The sequence below is a fragment of the Mycobacterium sp. ML4 genome, from assembly GCF_054515735.1.
This window is the reverse complement of record NZ_JBTNSY010000007.1, coordinates 108,435-125,143: the sequence shown is the minus strand read 5'-3', so window position 1 is coordinate 125,143 and position 16,709 is coordinate 108,435. Positions and strand designations below refer to the sequence as shown.

Annotated in this window: 17 protein-coding genes, 1 tRNA gene, 1 other RNA gene and 1 pseudogene; 13 read left to right on the top strand and 7 right to left on the bottom strand. The window is 66.9% G+C overall.

Annotated features, from left to right (window positions below; genetic code table 11):
* Positions 1-22 precede the first annotated feature (22 nt).
* Both ACX9NE_RS09740 and ffs read right to left on the bottom strand, forming a co-directional pair.
* A complete protein-coding gene (locus ACX9NE_RS09740) occupies positions 23-1,312 on the bottom strand; it encodes an aminotransferase class I/II-fold pyridoxal phosphate-dependent enzyme (protein WP_459361470.1) in 1,290 nt (429 codons plus the stop codon).
* A gap of 41 nt (positions 1,313-1,353) precedes the next feature.
* Positions 1,354-1,450: signal recognition particle sRNA small type (gene ffs / locus ACX9NE_RS09735), an RNA gene on the bottom strand.
* Positions 1,451-1,539: 89 nt separating this feature from the next.
* Between ffs and ACX9NE_RS09730 the strand changes: the two genes are divergently transcribed.
* Positions 1,540-1,625: transfer RNA gene (locus ACX9NE_RS09730), tRNA-Ser, on the top strand.
* A 97-nt stretch (positions 1,626-1,722) separates the two neighbouring features.
* Entirely contained in the window at positions 1,723-2,526 is an 804-nt protein-coding gene (locus ACX9NE_RS09725; protein WP_459361469.1) for a hypothetical protein, read from the top strand.
* 22 nt (positions 2,527-2,548) lie between these two features.
* Here ACX9NE_RS09725 and ACX9NE_RS09720 read toward each other — a convergent pair whose 3' ends face one another.
* Positions 2,549-2,917 carry a hypothetical protein gene (locus tag ACX9NE_RS09720; protein WP_459361468.1) on the bottom strand — a complete coding sequence of 123 codons (369 nt, stop codon included), beginning with the start codon at positions 2,915-2,917 and terminating at the stop codon, positions 2,549-2,551.
* 76 nt (positions 2,918-2,993) lie between these two features.
* On the opposite strand from ACX9NE_RS09720, the gene ACX9NE_RS09715 reads away from it, so the two are divergent.
* The 3 genes from ACX9NE_RS09715 to ACX9NE_RS09705 all read left to right on the top strand — a co-directional run bounded on the left by ACX9NE_RS09715 (position 2,994) and on the right by ACX9NE_RS09705 (position 6,666).
* Positions 2,994-3,497: a lipoprotein LpqH gene (locus tag ACX9NE_RS09715; protein ID WP_459361611.1), complete on the top strand. Its 504-nt coding sequence runs from the start codon at positions 2,994-2,996 to the stop codon at positions 3,495-3,497.
* A gap of 74 nt (positions 3,498-3,571) precedes the next feature.
* Complete coding sequence (locus ACX9NE_RS09710) at positions 3,572-5,305, top strand: hypothetical protein (protein WP_459361467.1); 1,734 nt, start codon at positions 3,572-3,574, stop codon at positions 5,303-5,305.
* Positions 5,302-6,666 (top strand): CHAT domain-containing protein, encoded by a 1,365-nt coding sequence (locus ACX9NE_RS09705; protein WP_459361466.1) that lies wholly within the window; start codon positions 5,302-5,304, stop codon positions 6,664-6,666. Before ACX9NE_RS09710 ends, ACX9NE_RS09705 begins: the two co-directional genes overlap by 4 nt.
* A 2-nt stretch (positions 6,667-6,668) precedes the next feature.
* Here ACX9NE_RS09705 and ACX9NE_RS09700 read toward each other — a convergent pair whose 3' ends face one another.
* Complete coding sequence (locus tag ACX9NE_RS09700; RefSeq protein WP_459361465.1) at positions 6,669-7,040, bottom strand: hypothetical protein; 372 nt, start codon at positions 7,038-7,040, stop codon at positions 6,669-6,671.
* 84 nt (positions 7,041-7,124) lie between these two features.
* Between ACX9NE_RS09700 and ACX9NE_RS09695 the strand changes: the two genes are divergently transcribed.
* The 7 genes from ACX9NE_RS09695 (at position 7,125) to ACX9NE_RS09665 (ending at position 13,045) form a co-directional block, all read left to right on the top strand.
* A complete protein-coding gene (locus tag ACX9NE_RS09695) occupies positions 7,125-8,453 on the top strand; it encodes a hypothetical protein (RefSeq protein ID WP_459361464.1) in 1,329 nt (442 codons plus the stop codon).
* The gene (locus ACX9NE_RS09690) at positions 8,450-9,562 is read left to right on the top strand and encodes a hypothetical protein (protein ID WP_459361463.1); all 1,113 of its coding nucleotides are present in this window, start codon (positions 8,450-8,452) and stop codon (positions 9,560-9,562) included. Before ACX9NE_RS09695 ends, ACX9NE_RS09690 begins: the two co-directional genes overlap by 4 nt.
* 32 nt (positions 9,563-9,594) lie before the next feature.
* Entirely contained in the window at positions 9,595-10,653 is a 1,059-nt protein-coding gene (locus ACX9NE_RS09685) for an NAD(P)H-dependent amine dehydrogenase family protein (RefSeq protein WP_459361462.1), read from the top strand.
* 46 nt (positions 10,654-10,699) lie between these two features.
* Positions 10,700-10,888, top strand: coding sequence for a CsbD family protein (locus tag ACX9NE_RS09680; RefSeq protein ID WP_459361461.1), 189 nt, complete (start codon positions 10,700-10,702; stop codon positions 10,886-10,888).
* A gap of 81 nt (positions 10,889-10,969) precedes the next feature.
* Complete coding sequence (locus tag ACX9NE_RS09675) at positions 10,970-11,143, top strand: CsbD family protein (RefSeq protein WP_459361460.1); 174 nt, start codon at positions 10,970-10,972, stop codon at positions 11,141-11,143.
* Between the two features lie 117 nt (positions 11,144-11,260).
* On the top strand, positions 11,261-11,968 hold the full coding sequence (locus ACX9NE_RS09670) for a cutinase family protein (protein WP_459361459.1): 708 nt from the start codon (positions 11,261-11,263) through the stop codon (positions 11,966-11,968).
* A gap of 84 nt (positions 11,969-12,052) precedes the next feature.
* On the top strand, positions 12,053-13,045 hold the full coding sequence (locus tag ACX9NE_RS09665) for an NAD-dependent epimerase/dehydratase family protein (protein WP_459361458.1): 993 nt from the start codon (positions 12,053-12,055) through the stop codon (positions 13,043-13,045).
* Between the two features lie 244 nt (positions 13,046-13,289).
* Here the strand turns inward: ACX9NE_RS09665 and ACX9NE_RS09660 are convergent.
* Both ACX9NE_RS09660 and ACX9NE_RS09655 read right to left on the bottom strand, forming a co-directional pair.
* Positions 13,290-13,397: pseudogene (locus ACX9NE_RS09660) on the bottom strand (PPOX class F420-dependent oxidoreductase); the annotation flags it as partial.
* Between the two features lie 64 nt (positions 13,398-13,461).
* A complete protein-coding gene (locus tag ACX9NE_RS09655) occupies positions 13,462-14,238 on the bottom strand; it encodes an SMP-30/gluconolactonase/LRE family protein (RefSeq protein ID WP_459361457.1) in 777 nt (258 codons plus the stop codon).
* A 172-nt stretch (positions 14,239-14,410) separates the two neighbouring features.
* Between ACX9NE_RS09655 and ACX9NE_RS09650 the strand changes: the two genes are divergently transcribed.
* Positions 14,411-15,811: a wax ester/triacylglycerol synthase family O-acyltransferase gene (locus ACX9NE_RS09650; RefSeq protein WP_459361456.1), complete on the top strand. Its 1,401-nt coding sequence runs from the start codon at positions 14,411-14,413 to the stop codon at positions 15,809-15,811.
* Here the strand turns inward: ACX9NE_RS09650 and ACX9NE_RS09645 are convergent.
* Entirely contained in the window at positions 15,775-16,557 is a 783-nt protein-coding gene (locus ACX9NE_RS09645) for an SDR family NAD(P)-dependent oxidoreductase (RefSeq protein ID WP_459361455.1), read from the bottom strand. The two genes, ACX9NE_RS09650 and ACX9NE_RS09645, sit on opposite strands and share 37 nt — an antisense overlap.
* Positions 16,558-16,709 lie beyond the last annotated feature (152 nt).

Genomic DNA, 16,709 nt, shown 5'->3' with positions numbered 1-16,709 from the left:
GGAGGATGCACGCTGTCCCGGTTCAGGACCTCGCGAGCAGCGACTCGGTCGCCGCCAACAGCGCACAGGTCGACAGACCGTCGACCGCGTCGCGCAGATCTGGAAGCGAGGGGAACGACGGCGCGATCCTGATGTTCTTGTCGTCGGGGTCCCTGCGGTAGGGGAACGACGCGCCCGCTTCGGTGACCGCGATGCCGGCGTCCTTGGCCAGGGCGACGGTGCGGCGCGCCGTGCCGGGCAGGACGTCCAGGCTGACGAAGTACCCGCCCTTGGGATCGGTCCACGACGCGATCTTGGATTCGCCCAGCCGCTGCGACAGGATTTCGGCCACCAAGGCGAACTTCGGGGCCAGGATCTGCTGGTGGCGCTGCATGTGCAGCCGCACGCCGTCGGCGTCACCGAAGAAGCGCAGGTGCCGGAGTTGGTTGACCTTGTCCGGGCCGATCGACTTCTTGGCGGCGTACTGCAAGTACCAGGCGATGTTGCCCAGCGATCCGCCGAAGAAACTGACACCCGCGCCGGCGAACGTGATTTTCGAGGTGGACGCGAAGATGTAGGGCCGGTTCGGGTTGCCGGCCTTGGTGGCCAGGCCCAGGACGTCGACCTGGCGGATGAAGTCGTGAGTCAACGTGTGCACGGCATACGCGTTATCCCAGAACAGCCGGAAGTCCGCAGCCGCGGTCCGCATCTGCACGAGGCGACGAACGGTCTCCCACGAGTAGGTGATCCCGGTGGGATTCGCGAACACCGGAACCGCCCACATTCCCTTGATGGCCGGGTCGGCGGCCACGAGTTCCTCGATCAGGTCGACGTCCGGGCCGTCCTCGAGCATCGGAACATTGATCATCTCGATGCCCATGGTCTCGGTGATGGCGAAGTGGCGGTCATAGCCCGGGACCGGACACAGGAACTTGACGACCGGCTCCCGGATCCAGGGCTGTGGCGAATCCACGCCGCCGTGCAGCATGGAGAAGACGACGGCGTCGTGCATGAACTCCAGGCTGGCGTTGTTGCCGGCAATCAGATTCTGCACCGGCATCCCCAGCAACTCGGCGAAGATCTCCCGCAGTCCGGGCAGTCCGTGCAGTCCGCCGTAGTTGCGTGTGTCCGTTCCCTCGGGGTCTTTGAAACTGTCTCGGGAATCCTCGCCAGGCAACGTCAACAGCTGGTTTGACAGGTCGAGCTGCCCGGGCGACGGCTTGCCGCGGGTGAGATCCAGGGACAGCTTCTTGGCCTGGAGTTCTGCATAATCTTGCTGGTGGCGCGTGTGCAGAGCCGATAGCTCCTCAGGGCTGAGGGAGTGGAGCGACACCAGGGACCCTTCCCATCGAAAACGCGAGCAAAGCGGGGGTCATAGTGGGGACCCCGCGCACCCGACAGAGCCCATTGACCCTTGCTGCCTTCCGGCCCTGGGGGAGTTCACAGGATAGACGCCGCGCGGGGTCCAACGGCGAGTGTAGTCCCTGGGATTCCCGACGCAGCGGCGGCAGTGGCAGGTACCGGGGACACTCGGCGCGCCGCAGCAGCTACCATGACCACGGAGGATTCGCCTAGTGGCCTATGGCGCTCGCCTGGAACGCGGGTTGGGTTAACAGCCCTCGCGGGTTCAAATCCCGCATCCTCCGCTGTACGGTCTGCCGTGCGACCAGGCACGATGCCGGTTGTGGGCATCGGGCCCGGCCGGTTTTCGGCGGCTTGAGTTCACCAGCTTGAGGGAGTGGTATGGGGCGCAAGGTCGCCATCCTGTGGCACGCATCGTTCACGATCGGCGCCGGCGTCCTGTTCTACTATTTCGTCCTGCCACGGTGGCCCGAGCTGATGGGCGACATCTCCAGCGGGGCGGGGATGACGCTGCGCATCGTGACCGGCGCGCTGCTCGGCCTGGCCGCCCTGCCCGTGGTGTTCACGCTGCTGCGCACCCGCAAGCCGGAGCTGGCCACGCCGCAGCTGGCACTGACCATCAGGACCTGCTCGATCGTGGCGCACATCCTGGCCGGGGTGCTCATCATCGGCACGGCGATCAGCGAACACTGGTTCAGCCTGGACTCCGCCGGTCAGTGGTTGTTCGCGATCTACGGAGCAGCCGCCGCGATCGGCGTTCTCGGATTCTTCGCGTTCTACTTGTCGTTCGTCGCCGAGCTGCCGCCGCCACCGCCCAAACCGATCAAGCCGAAGAAGGTCAAAGAGCGTCGCATCCGGGGCAAGAAGCGCGCAAAAGGCTCCGAGGTCGTCGACGAGGAGTCCGACGAGACCGACGAGGACGCCGAAGACGAGGACGCCGAAGACGCTGACGAGGCCGCGGAGCCGGAGGAGTCCGAGGCCTCAGAGGTTCCCGCGGAAGTCACGCTGGAAGACGAGAGCCCGGAATCGGCCGCAGAGCCGGCCCCCGAAACCGCTGAAACTGTCGAAGCGCCGGTATCCGAGAAGACGGCCGAAGCGCCGCCACGGTTGCGCAACCGCCGTCCCACCGGCAAGACCTCACATCGCCGCCGGCGCAGCAGGGGCGGCGTTGCGGTCGAGGAGTAGTTCCTCATTAACGCCGCCGGCGCTACACGATAATTACTGGGATGTCGGTGTTCTCGTCGGTGTGGTAGCTGGCGCACACCCGGTGGTAGCCGTCCGCGACCTGCAACGGCACACCAGCCGCATAGTCGCCGCGTACCAGCAGAATGGGCGAGAGCGGTTGCCCTTTCTTGATCTTCGTCAGGTCCGCGGCCACATGCGGATTTCCCTCGTCGAGCAACCGCAACCGGGCAGCCCGAAGAATGTCCTTGGCCTTCTTGTGCGCGATGGCGCCGGACCGCAGCCGCTCAATTACTTCGTTGACGGTGTGTATGTCCGCGAGCAGTCCCAGGTAGTCGGCGGCGGCCGGAAAATCGTGGCTCTCCGGCCTTTCCAGCCATTTCACGGTTGCCATGCCGCCACGATAATTGGGATCGGTAGCGGGAACGGCGATCTGTACTTCTCCCATGACGACGCCAACAGGGCGGCGCATGACGGAAGGAAGTTCAGTGAAGCGTGTTTTCGCGGTGGCGATCGGAACACTTGGCTGCGCGTCCGCGCTGGTCGGCTGCTCCAGCGGCGGCCACACTGCCAGTCCGGCGTCCAACGGCCCGGCGAGCGTGGCCACCAACAACGGATCCGGAACCTCGGTCCAGGTCGGCGGCTCGGATCTGCCCGGGCTGAATCCCTCGTCGGTGACCTGCGTCAAGCAGGCCGGCAAGATCAACATCGGCAGCGGCTCCACCGGCGGACAGCAGGCCCTGGCGGTGGTGATGGCCGACGGCAATCCGCCCACCGTTGAATCGCTGGCCCTGGTGGTCGACGGCAACGCCTTGTCGGTGGCAGACAGCATGGGTTCCAAGGTCGGCTCGGCCAAGGTCGCGGTCGATGGCAAGACGTACACCATCACCGGCCAGGCGCAGGGCGCCGACCTGAAGAACCCGATGGCCGGCATGATCACCAAAGACTTCAACATCAAGGTGTCGTGCGGCTGACCAGGGGTGGTTCGGGACGGCGGGCATGCACTGCATGTCCGCCGTTTCGGATTGGCCGGACTTATGATGCAGCCGTGTCGATCTCCGCCGAACTCGAACGCGCTCAGACTCTGGCGTTCGCGGCTGACGAGAGCGGGGCCAAGGATCTGCTGCTGTCGCTGATGCCCCGAATCGAGCAGGCGGATCGTGACGATCTGATGCTGGAAGTCTTCGCCCAACTCGGCGCCATCTACTTGGCTCGGGGGGTCAATGATGGTGTGCACGAATGTATTCGGCGTATCCGTGAACCGTTGACCATCTACCGGGACATCCTGGCCGGCAGCCGGCCGGAGGCGGCCGAGCAGGTGCGCCTCTCGCAGACCGAGATCGCTCGTATGATCTGCCGCTATTCGCGGCGGGCACAGTTCCTGCACGCCGGCCTGGCCGCCGCGCAGGGGGATCATGAGCAGGCACGGGTTGCGCTGGACGTGCTGACCGAGCCCGATCCCGATTTCCCCGACCTGGCCGACGAACAGGCCAACCTGTGCACCCATGCCCGTGTGTTGTGCGCAACGGCGTTGTGCGACGACGATTTGCACGTGCGATCCGTTCCGCTGTGGGAACGGGTCCTCGACGTGCTGGGGCGTAACGCCACGACGACCACATATGCCCGGTATGTATGGGTTCTTGCCGCCACGGGCTACGGAAGATTCTGCGTCGAGACGGGCCGTCTCTCCGAGGCCGAACGCTGGCTACGCCGCGCCGGAGCGCGGGCCCAGGCCAACGGGTGGGAACTTGCAACGGCGCGAACGCAATTGGAGCGGGCGGCGGCGGCCTGGACGATCGGTGACCACGTCACGACCGAGGAGCTGGCCACCGGGGCCTATCAGGTGATCAGCCGCTACGCGCGTGCGCACGACGTCTCCCGCTGCTGGCTGTACCTGGGCCTCACCCGGCTGGCCGGCGGCGCACTGGAAGAAGCCGACCACTGCTGGGAAGAGGCCGAGCGGCACTGGCGTGAGCTGGGCAAGCCGTTGCATCTGCATCGCATTCTTCTGCAGCGCAGCTGGATTGCGATCTTTTGCGGCCGCTTCGCCGACGCGGTCGAGTTGATCGCGCAGGCCCGGGAGTTACTGGATTCGTCGCCACGCAGCAGCTGGCTGCAGTATGCGCTGCTCGACAGTCACCTCGGCACGGTGTGGCGAGCTGATGCACTGTCAGACATGGGATTCGACGCTGCGGGAAATCCTGACGAATCGCTACGCGAGACCGGGGCCCGGCAGGCCGAGGCGCTGGGCATCTTGCGCGGCGAGGTCGGCACGCCGGAGCATCGGCGGGCGCTGAGCAAGCTGGAACAGGCCGCAGAACTCAAGGTGCCCGCCGCGCTGGCGGTCGACTCGGTGCGGCACTCGATCGCCGACCCCGACGCCCGGTCCCGCTGGGCGGCCCGGGTCTCGGCGCCGGTGCTCGCCGGCGCCTTCGCGGTCGCCTGGGAATGGGAGAACACCGAACTGGTCAGCGAGCTCGTCGAATACCACAGTGCGCGGGGAACTTTCAGCAAAGAACGGGAGCAACGGCAGGCCGGCGAATGGGAGTCGACCGCCGCCGCTCCGGCGTTCATCGAGACCGACGACGAACTCACGCCGGCAGCTACGGCGGCCGGTTCCCCTGTCCCGGGCGGTGATTCGGTGACTCGGCTCGGCCCGTTACCCCCGCTGCAGATGCATCCCGGTGCCGGGCCGATCCTGAGTCACTACCGCACGCTGGCCCGGCAGCGCTACGGACGAGCGGTCACCGCCGCCGAACCGGCGTGGACGACCTGGCCGTGAGCGCACCGGACCGGTTGACGCTGGTGCTGCGGTACGCAGACGTCGGTATCGCCACCTATGCCAGTCTGCGGGTGGTAGGCGATCCCTCGCGGACCGTCAACTGGGTTGTGGAAGAGCCGATTCTGTTGGCGGCCCTGGATGAACTGACCGGCGCGCTGCCCGAACCGCAGGGCGACGAGAGCCGCCGAGACGCGATTGAACGCGCCCTTGGCCGCGGAGCGTTCGCGGCGCCCGAGACTGAGCTGACGATCGCGTACATCCTGGGGGTGTTGCTGATCGGAGCCGCCGGCTGGCAACTTCTGGCCGACTGCGTCGCGTCGCCGCGCCCGACGCTGTTCGTCTCCCCGAGCGCACGACTGGCGCGGGTGCCATGGGGGCTACTGGCAATGCCGAAGTCGGGCCCGAGCAAAGAGGAATTGGTGCGTGCCCGCCAACAGGCGATCACCGCCGCAGGCCGCGTCGCCGCCCAAATCCCTTGGCAACTGGCCGATGTTCGCGAGCACACCGACGGCTACCGGTTGCTGGAGCTGGTCGACGTACTCTTGGCGGCGCCCCAGAATATCGTGCACGCGGCGCGGACACCCGCGTGCTGGGACGACCGCCAGGACGGGCCGCCGCTACTGATACTCGATCCCCGGGTGCCGGGGCAGCGACCGGATTCGGCACTGGGATCGGTGCTCGGCCGGCCCTCCGAGCAAACGATTTTGACGCGGCACTTCGCCGGGTTGAGGCGGCGACGCGAGGTGCTGCCGAGCGTCGGAGACACCATTGAGTTATTCCGCCGACAGGACGCGGATCGCCGGTGGCTTGCCGATCTGCTGGCCCGGCATCCGAGCCGACTCATGTATGTCGGACACGCCAGCTCAGCCGATGGCGAGTTGGCGCTCGCGGACCGCGCCGCGCTGCATCTCGCATGCACCGCCGCAGTCCCGGGCGACGCGGTCGCCATCGGCAACCACCGCCCCCTGACCGCTTCGGATCTGATGTCGTTGCGGTTACCGATGCCGCCGCGGGTTGCCCTGCTGGCGTGCGCATCCGGCGGTGATTACCAGTTCGACGAGGCCACAGGCCTGGTGGCGGCGATGATTCTGGGCGGTGCCCAGGTGGTGACCGCAACCCTGTGGTCATTGCCCACCACCGCTGCTTTTCGCCGATTCGCCGCGGCCGGTGATGAGCCGGCACCGGACGCGATGGCCGACGTCATCATCGCCGTCGATACCGCACACCAAGAGCCTGAGCCCGGGTGTGCTGTGAACCGTTGGCAGCGTTCACAACTGCGGCACTGGCGCGACGGAGCCCGCACCGCAAGCCCACTGTTCTGGGCCGCCCTGGTCACGTTCGCCGTGGACGGGACCCGGTGACGTCATGACGGCGCCGGACCGGACGCACGCACGGCCAGTACGTCGTCGGGTAACGAAAGCCGTTCGCGGGATGCGGGATCGAAGGCCACCAGCACCACCAGTCCGGGGCGCAGGGCAGCAAGGTCAGCGTCGCAACCATGGTGCACCAGCCGGCCCACGAACGTGTCGCCCTGCACGCTGGATACCTCGATCCAGATCTCGCGTTCTCCGCCGACCGCTTCGGGCCGGTCCCCGGCGACGGTGCGTACCGTTCCCACTCCGACGGCAAGGCGCTTCGCGGACTGACGCGCCGATCCTCGGATCCGGCTCACCCACACGGCGGCGGTCGCGGCAACGACGATACTGGCCACTGCCAGCCATAACTCACTGTTCATGCGGTCAGTCTGGGGGCCTCCGAGCGCTACCGAACCCAACTTTTCGAGTACCGGAATTTTTACGCGTGCCCCTATTCTGTGGTCATGAGCGCCGACCCGCAGGCACCGGCTGCCGTGGACAGCCGCGCGGCGGGACAACCGCGCCGGGCGGTGATCGACTTGGCATGGCGCGCCGTCGGCCCGGGTGTAGAGGTGCTCAGCAGCGAGGACGGTGGACCACTGACCCGTACGGTCAAACGCATCATCGATCCGCTGGTCCTGCGGCTGCGCTCCAACCCCCAGTTCTCCACGCCGATCGTGGAGAACGACACCGCCGCTGAGATGCACGACCTCATCGTCGGGAGTGCGGGCCAATTGCGTTACACGGCAGCCTGGTTCGAGGTGCTCAAGCTCGAACGCCGCAGATTGCGGATACGCAGCGGCAACGCCCAGGAGCTGTATTTTCCGGTGTGCTTCGAGCTTGCGGTCACCAAAGGCGCGCCCACACCGCAAGATCAGGAGGCCGCCGCGGCGGTTCTGCACGACGTGCACCGGGGCCGGGATCGCACGGCGATCGAAGAGCTCAACGAGTATGTCGCCGATCCCGGCGTCGTGGCCGCCCTGGCCGCCCAACTCGACGGGAGCTGGCGCGACGTGCGTCCCGCACCGGCAGCACTGGAAACGTTTCTGGCCGCGCTGTCCACCGTGCTCGGGCCGGCGCGGAGCCATACCGCAGCCACCGCGCGCCAACGGGTGTGGTCATCGGTCATTGCTGATGCCACCCCGTACAACCTGGGCGCCCTGATCCGCGTCGACGGGGCCGAACTGCCATGGTCCATCGTTGAAATCGGGTTGAGTTCGGTTGCGCCGCAACGACCACCGCGCATAGCCGGCGGCAATGACAGCGATCGGCCGCTGGACCGCACGGTGGTGGACCGGGTACGCGCCACGCTGCGCCGCGCCCTGGACCGCGATGCGCTACCCGATATCCCGATGCTGTGTGAAGAGGAGGTCGACCGCGCCTGCGCGCCGTGGGGGCTGCTGGCCGAGGACAAGCAGGCAACGTTGGTGACCGGCATCGAAGTCGCGGGTGAGCTCGCGCCGCTGGACCGGTCCGTCAACAGCCGCTACCCGCTGGCCGCACAGATCCAGGCGCGGCTGCGCAAGGAGGCCTACGTCCTGCACGCGCGGCGGTATCTCACCGAGGTCGGACCGATCCATCCGCGACAACAGCAGGTCGTCGACGATCTGGCCCGTTACCCACAGCCCTACCTGAGCCGGCTGTGGGCGCGGTTGCACGGACGCGACGTGTGGCAGGAGCCCTGTGCGGACGTCGACGAGGTGCGGTCACTACTGGAGGGCGTGGCCAGATCGGTCAGCCTGGACCATCGGCAACGCATCAAGTCGATGCTGGAATTGCAGGTGGCCGGATGAGGCTGGGCAGGGTCCTCGAGCAACCGATGCCGCTGGTCGCGGTGCTCGAAGTCAGCGGCGCGGTGCTGTCATGGATCGTCGATGATCCGGCGGGCGCCGACTCCGTGCAGATCGCCTTCACCGACCCCACCCGCGCCGACTGGCTGTGGCGCGTAATCGGCCAATCCGGCCATGTCGCGCTGCTGGCGGCCGCTGCGGCCGACGAGATGGCCAACGAAGTGCCGGGCGTCGGCATCACGCCCGGGTCGATGGCCCCGCTCCGTCGGCTCGCCCTGGGCCATTGGCTGCGGCGCTGGTGGCCGGCCAGCCGCCGCGACGGGATCCCCGCCCTCGACCGCGCCCTGCTCGATGTCGAGGTGGCGCTGCTGACGGTCGGCGCGCAGGGTTTCTTTACCGACGACACGCTGGATTCAGATGTCACCCAACTCATTGACCCACACGCCGCGGCGCTGATCGCTCACGCGAGAACCGAGGATGCCCGGGTACGCGACCTGGTCCGCGCCGGCGCCGAGCTGGCCGACGAGTTGGGACTGGACGGCGGCGGCTGGTCGGATCTTTCGGCCGCAGTGCGCGATTCGCTCGGCGGACTCGCTTCGCCGAGCGGTTACCGCGATGACTACGCGCTGGCCGCCGGTGCGGATTCAGGCCCGTTCTCCGCGGCGGCGATCGGGCGGGGCGTCGCGTCGATCAACTGGGGTGCGGTGCCGCCGGGAATCTTCGACGCGGCCGAAGACACCGTCGACTGGAGCGTCGAGGCGGCCGGCCCGGCCGTCGTCGCCGTGGTGCGTGCGGAAGTGATCGGTCCGGACCCGCCCACCGACATCGCCGTTCGGGTGCAATCAGGAGACGTGACCGGTGCCGGCGCACTGGACGCCAACGGCCGGGCCACCGTCCCCCTGATCGACGCCGATCGGGGCGAGATGACGGAAGTCGCTGCCTGGAACCACAATTGGCCGGCCACGTCGGTAGTGGTCGGAGTTCCGCTGCCGGAGGCCGCGGAGCCCCGGGAAGCCCGGGACCGGGTACGGCACTGGGTGCGGGCCCGGTTGGAGCAACCGCCGCCGGATGCTTTCCTGGCCGAGCTGCTGGCGAGCGAATCGTCGTACTAGGCGCCATCACCCGGCTTCTCTATGCTGAGCGAGTGCCCAACAAATATCGAGTCGTGCAGTGGACGACCGGAAACGTCGGTAAGAGTTCATTGCAGTCCGTCGTCGCCAACACCCAATTCGAACTGGTCGGATGTTTCGCGTGGTCACCGGACAAGGCCGGTCGTGACGCCGGTGAACTGGCCGGTATCGGCCCTATCGGAGTGACCGCCACCGGCGACGTCGAGGCGTTGCTGGCGCTCAAACCGGATTGCGTGGTCTACAACCCGATGTGGAGCGACGTCGACGAATTGGTCCGCATCCTGTCCGCCGGGGTGAATGTGGTGACGACGGCGTCGTTCATCACCGGGCACAACCTGGGCGACGGCCGCGACCGCATCGCCGCGGCATGTCTGGAGGGCGGCTCGACGATGTTCGGCTCCGGCGTCAGCCCCGGCTTCGCCGAGCTGCTGGCCATCGTGTCGGCGATGGTGTGCAACCGCGTGGACAAGGTCACCGTCAACGAGGCGGCAGACACCACGTTCTACGACTCCCCCGACACCGAGAAGCCGGTGGGCTTCGGCCAGCGCATCGACCACCCGGAGCTGGCACGGATGGCCGAGAAGGGCACCGCGATATTCGGCGAGGCGGTTCGGTTGGTCGCCGACGCGCTCGGCGTGGAGCTCGACGAGATCCGGTGTGTGTCCGAATTCGCGCAAACCACAGCTGATCTCGAGATGGCGTCGTGGACCATATCGGCGGGATGCGTCGCCGGCGTCTACATAAGCTGGCAGGGCCTGATAGGCGACCGAACCGTCATCGACCTCAATGTCCGGTGGCGCAAGGGGCAGACGCTCGAACCCGACTGGAAGATCGAACAGGACGGCTGGATGATTCAGATCGACGGGCAGCCGACGGTGACCACCAAGGTCGGTTTCCTGCCGCCGCCGTACTTCCAGGCCACAACGCTGGCCGAGTTCATGGCGCTCGGTCACATCATGACGGCGATGCCGGCGATCAACGCCATACCGGCCGTGGTCGCCGCCGCTCCCGGCATTGTCACCTACGCCGATCTTCCGTTGACGCTATCGCGGGGGACGGTGCCCACCCATTGACCGCCGCCGGAGAATGAAGCCGCCGCACAACGGGTATGCACCACCGATGGCTACCAACAATCGATTGAGCAACGCAGCCCGATACTGGGGCGGCAGAGCCAAGGAGAGCATCGGTCGCCTCTCCGGCAACCGGCGCACCCAGTATGAAGGCAAACTGGATCAGGCGAAGGCGAACGTCAAGGACACCGGTTTGGACGTCCGAAACGCGTTCCGGCGGCGCCGACGGGTGCGCTAGGCGACAGCCTTTGGTTTCGAAACCCGGCGGACCCGGGTACTACCTTGCGGTCAGCCAAAAAGCGAAAAGGAGCCGCATTTCATGAGTGCCGAAGACAAGGTCAAGAACAAGATCGAGGACCTGGGTGGTAAGGCGAAGGAAACCGTGGGCAAGGCCAGCGGGGACCGGAGCACCGAGAACGAAGGCCGGTTCGACCAGGCGAAGTCCAGCCTCAAGGACGCGGGCGAAAAGGTCAAAGACGCCTTCAAGAAGTAGCAGCGGCGAGATACGTTCGCCGGCAACACTTTTACTTTGCCGACAAAGCTGTCCCGCGCGGTTCGGTCGATTGCGCGTGGGGCAGCTTTTTCGCTCGCCGATGTCGAAGGGGATCGAATGCAACAACACATGCTGCGCTGGGCCCGGCGGCTGGCAGCGGCCACCGGCATAGGGGTGGCGGCAAGCACGTCGTTTCTGGTGGGCACTTGGGTCCCCTCCGCTTCAGCGCAACCCTGTCCCGATGTCGAGGTGGTATTCGCCCGAGGTAGCGGGGAAGCCCCCGGCGTCGGCGGCATCGGCGGGCCCTTCGTCGAAGCCCTGCGTTCACGAATCGGCGCGCGGTCGCTCGGCGTCTACGCGGTCAATTACCGAGCCGGCACCGACTTTTCCAATCCCGACTTTCCGGCGAGCGTGATCGACGGCATCCGCGACGAAGGCGCACACCTGCAGTCCATGGCGGCGACTTGCCCGCAGACCCGGGAGGTGGTGGGCGGTTACTCGCAGGGCGCAGCGGTTTCCGGTTTCGTCACCGCAGCCAGCGTGCCGCCCGGCGTGCCGGCTTCGGCCGTGCCCGCCCCGCTGGCGCCGGATGTAGCCAATCACGTCGCCGCGGTCGTGCTGTTCGGAACGCCATCAGACCGGTTTCTGACCCGGTATGGTGCGCCGCCGATCGTCATCGGCCCGTCGTATCAGGCCAAGACCCTCGAGTTGTGTGCACCCGGTGACGGCATCTGCGGCGCCGGCAACAGCCCGGTCGCCCACACGTCGTATCCGGTGAACGGCCAAGTGGATCAGGGCGCCGACTTCGCCGCGGGCAAGCTCTAAACCATCACCAATGAACGGGAGTAAGTCCGGCGCCGTCCAACCCCCGGCGCATGGTGGGTTGATCCTGCATTGCAGAATCGCAGCATGCGCGTTCTGGTAACCGGTGGCACCGGTTTCGTAGGCGGATGGACGGCCAAGGCCATTGCCGATGCCGGCCACTCCGTCCGCTTCCTGGTCCGAACCCCGGCGAAGTTGAAGACCTCGGTGGGCGCGCTCGGCGTCGATGTCTCCGACTACGTCGAGGGTGACATCAAAGACCGAGACTCGGTACGCGAGGCGCTCACCGGCTGCGATGCCGTCGTGCACAGCGCCGCCCTAGTGGCCACCGACCCGCGTCAGACGCCGGAGATGTTGAGCACCAACATGCACGGCGCGGGCAACGTCCTGGGCCAGGCGGTCCAGCTGGGCCTCGACCCGATCATCCACGTATCGAGTTTCACGGCTTTGTTCCATCCGAACCTCGACACGCTGACGGCCGATCTTCCGGTGGTGGGAGGCACCGACGGTTACGGCACGTCCAAGGCGCAGGTGGAGATCTATGCCCGCGGCCTGCAGGACGCCGGTGCCCCTGTGACCATCACCTATCCGGGCATGGTCCTGGGTCCCCCCGTCGGGAACCAGTTCGGCGAAGCGGGCGAAGGGGTGAAGGCCGCGCTGCAGATGCACGCGATCCCTGGGCGCAACGCGGGCTGGTTGATCGTCGATGCCCGCGATCTGGCGGCTCTGCATGTGGCGCTGCTCGAGCCGGGGCGCGGGCCGCGCCGTTACATGGCCGGCGGACACCGGGTGCCGGTGACCGAGCTCGCCAAGATGCTGGGCCAGGTCGCCGATACGCCCATGGTTGCGGTGCCGGTCCCCGATGCCGCTCTGCGCGTTGCCGGCAGAGTGCTGGATCTCGCGGGACCCTATCTGCCCTTCGACAATCCGCTCACCGGGGCCGGCATGCAGTACTACACGCAGATGCCCGAATCCGACGACTCACCGAGCGAACAGGATTTGGGCATCACCTACCGGGACCCGCGGGACACCGTGGCGGACACTGTCGCCGCTTTCCGTCAGACAAGCGGGAAGAACTAGTTAGCTAAGAACGTCTGGTTCTCTCCGGGTGTCGGGCATCGTCCCGTGGTACCGGCTACTCGGTATGGTCGGGAACCGGACCGGCGGTTCCTTCCGGCGGGACGTCGCCGGGCGGCGCGTTACCGAGCCAGCGGCGCAGTCGGAGCAGCCCGTTGATGATGATGCCCAATCCGAGGAGCACCAGGATCACCAGGATAATTGCGGTGGTCACCACTCCATGGTGACAGCCACAACTCAGTTGTAACGGTGTGACCTCCGGCCCGAGGTGCACCTTGTCGATTCCGCCGCGCACGATCGAGTGCGGCAGGAACCACCAGGCGTGATACCAATACCGCCGCGGCACCGCGTTGTAGTACACGATACCCACCGCGGACAACCCGACAACCGGGCCAGAGTGCGACGCGACGCCCCGTCTGCTAGACCGGAATGGTCGCCACCGGCATCCTGAGCCCCTGCACCCCGACATCCATCCGGAGCAACGCGCCGATGGTGGTGATGTACAACTGAGTTCCGGCGAAAGCGACTGACGAGACGAACCGGCCGGGCAGCTCGATGATGTCGCCGAGCATGCCATCTGAGTCGAATCGTGCAACGCCGCAGCCACTTCCGAGTGCGACCCAGACACCGCCCGCCGAGTCCACGGCCAGGCCGTCGCACTCCCCCCGGGGTGCCTGGGCGAATACCGACGAACCGTGGGGACCGATGACCCGCACCCGCGCAGCCGCGTACTCGCATACGTACAGTCGCTGTTCGTCCGCTGCATATCCGATACCGTTGGGCCACAACATGTCTCGCGAAAGGATGCTGGTTGCGCCGTCGGGTGCGATCTGCACCAGTTCGGTGGGCCCGGCCGTCTCACCGCGCCGAGGGTGATGGCGTAGCACGCCGGCCACCACCGATCCGTCCGGACCCACGGTCAGGTCGTTGACCCCGGTCGCGCCCTCGGGTGCCCACACGGTGTCAAGGCCAGCCGGCCCGGCGTAGGCGAGATCACGCCCACTCACCAACAGTCCCCCGGCGGCATGAACCGCGATCCCGCCGATGCCGCGACGCCTGTCCAGCACGGTGGACACGCCCTCATCGGACCACCGGTAGACACCGCCGGCGGTGGTATCGGCGAAGAGCACCGACCCGTCGGGCAGCGGGCGCGGGGCCTCGAGCAGCCCGTCGGACTTCCACAGGACCTGGGTCATGGCATCGACTCCGCCCACACGATGTGTCCTGCGAACTTTACGACACGCCGGTCAGGGCGGCCGGACCTGCTCGGGCTGCCGCTAGTGACTTTGGAGTGCTCAAAAGGGGTCCTAATGCCCTCGCGACGACCGTCGCTCAAGCGCAGCATCTCAGCTGGACAGGAGACCCGTCATGACAAAACCCATTCCGCCGCTGGACCTTTCATGGCTGCTGATCGAGTCGCCGGGCGGCACCACCCATGTCGGTGCGATGCTGCTGTTCCAGAAGCCGCCGGGCCGAGAGTCCCTGGTGCGCGACATCGTGAAGGCGTACCGGGCACTTTCGCCGACGCCGCCGTTCAACTACGTCCCCGAGGTCATGGGTCGCGGCGGACCCCACTTCCGCGAGGTGGACAACTGGGACCCGCACTACCACGTCGAACACCTGGCGCTGCCCGCCGGAGCGTCCTACGACGACCTGCTACGCCTGATCGCCGATCTGCATGAGCCTCAACTCGATCGGAGCCGGCCGCTGTTTCGCTGCTGGGTGATCGACGGGTTGCCCGACGACATGTTCGCCATCTACACCAAGACCCACCACTGCATCATCGACGGTGAGTCCGGTCTCAAGCGCCTGTATGAGGGCTTAAGCACCTCCGATGAACCGTGCATCCCGAAGCCGGCGTTCGCGCTCGACGCGCCGGCACCTGCACCGCATCCGCACACGCCATTCCTCGGCAGAATCACCGACTCGATTCGCGGGGCCGTCACCCAGGTCGGGGCCCTCAACCAGGTCTCGCTGGGCGCATTACGCAAAGTGCTGGCCGGGTTGATGGGTTCACATCTGGAGGGCAGCCTGCCGTTCACGGCACAGCACGCACCGACCAACGAGCCCCTCAAGATCGGCCGGAGCTTTGCCACCCTGTCGCTGCCGCTCGAGGAGATGCACGACGTCGGCCGCCAATTCGGGGCCACCCTCAACGATGTCGCGGTGAGTGTCATCGATGCGGGACTGCACGCCTATCTGCGCGAGACCGGCCGCGCGTTCGGGCACCCCTTCATCGCGATGTGCCCGGTGTCGCTGCGAGGCGGCGACGACACCACGATCGGCACCCGGGTTTCGGCGATGTTCGTACGGTTGGGTGAACCCGAAGCCGATATGCCCGACCGGATCCGGCAGGTGGTGAACTCGGTGGCCGCCGCCAAGAAGGAGGTGGCCGCGATGTCGACGGAGGCGGCGATGACCTACGCGGTCGGACTCGTCGCTCTCGCCGGCCTGGGCGCGTCCACTCACCTGGACCGTGTGGGGCGCCCGGCATGCAACCTGGTGATTTCGAACGTGGCAGGTGCCAGAGAGATCCGGTACCTCAACGGCGCGCGCCTACTCGGCATCTACCCGGTCTCGGCACTGGCCGCGTCGATCGGGCTCAACGCGACGTTCGCGTCCTATCACGACAGCATGAACTTCGGATTCGTCGGCAACGCCGCGGCTCTCGATGACATCTCGCTACTGGCCCACCACACTTTGCAGGCGTACGAAGAGCTGAAGAAGTCGGCTCACAACGTGCCGACGAACCCACCGTCGATGCGGTAGTCGGCTCCGTTGATGTTGCCGGCACGGTCGCTGGCAAGAAACACGACGAGATCGGCAACCTGTTGCGGGGTGGTGAAGCGGCCTGTCGGTGTGTCTTCGAGGATGTTGGCCAGCACGTCGTCGGCGGGCTCCCCGTTCGCTTCGGCCAGCTCCGCCGCCAGGCCCCCCTGCGTCCACCTCTCGGTCAGCACCAGCCCGGGGCTTACCGAGTTCACCCGAATGTTCAACGGCCCCAACTCTTTTGACAGCGCTTTCGCGAGGTTGGTGACGGCGGCCTTGGTGGCGCAGTAGTCGTAGGTCACCGGGCCCGGGTAATAGGCGTTGATCGAACCGACGATGACGACAGACCCACCGCCGCGGCGTTCGATTTCCGGCAGCGCCGCGCGGGTAGGCCGCACGATCCCCATCATGTTCAGTTCCCAGGACTCCTGCCACTGCTCGTCGGTGATGCCCGCGAACCCGGCGGGGCGGGGCGTGGCACCCCCGACATTGTTGACCAGGATGTCGACTCCGCCACGGCGTGCGGCGGCGCCGATCAACTCCTCCGCGCCACGCGGCCTGGACAGGTCCACCGACACGTACGTCACCTGTCCGGCTTCTTCCAGCGCGGGCAGTTCCTTGCCCGGCGTTCGCGACCCGGCCACCACATGCGCGCCCGCGGCGACGAGCGCCTTGGTCACCGCCAGCCCGATGCCCTTGCTGGCGCCGGTGACCACGGCGGTCTTGTCCGCCAAATGCAGATCCATCTCACCCGCCTCGCAATCGCCCGGCTCACACAATAGGCAGCAGCGGCCGCGCCCGCGTCCCCGGGCCGCCATCGCGGCGGCTGCCAGCGAAATCGGCAACGTTAACTGCGACTGAACGTCGCTGTAACGCAAGGTATTTGAATTTTTGGAGA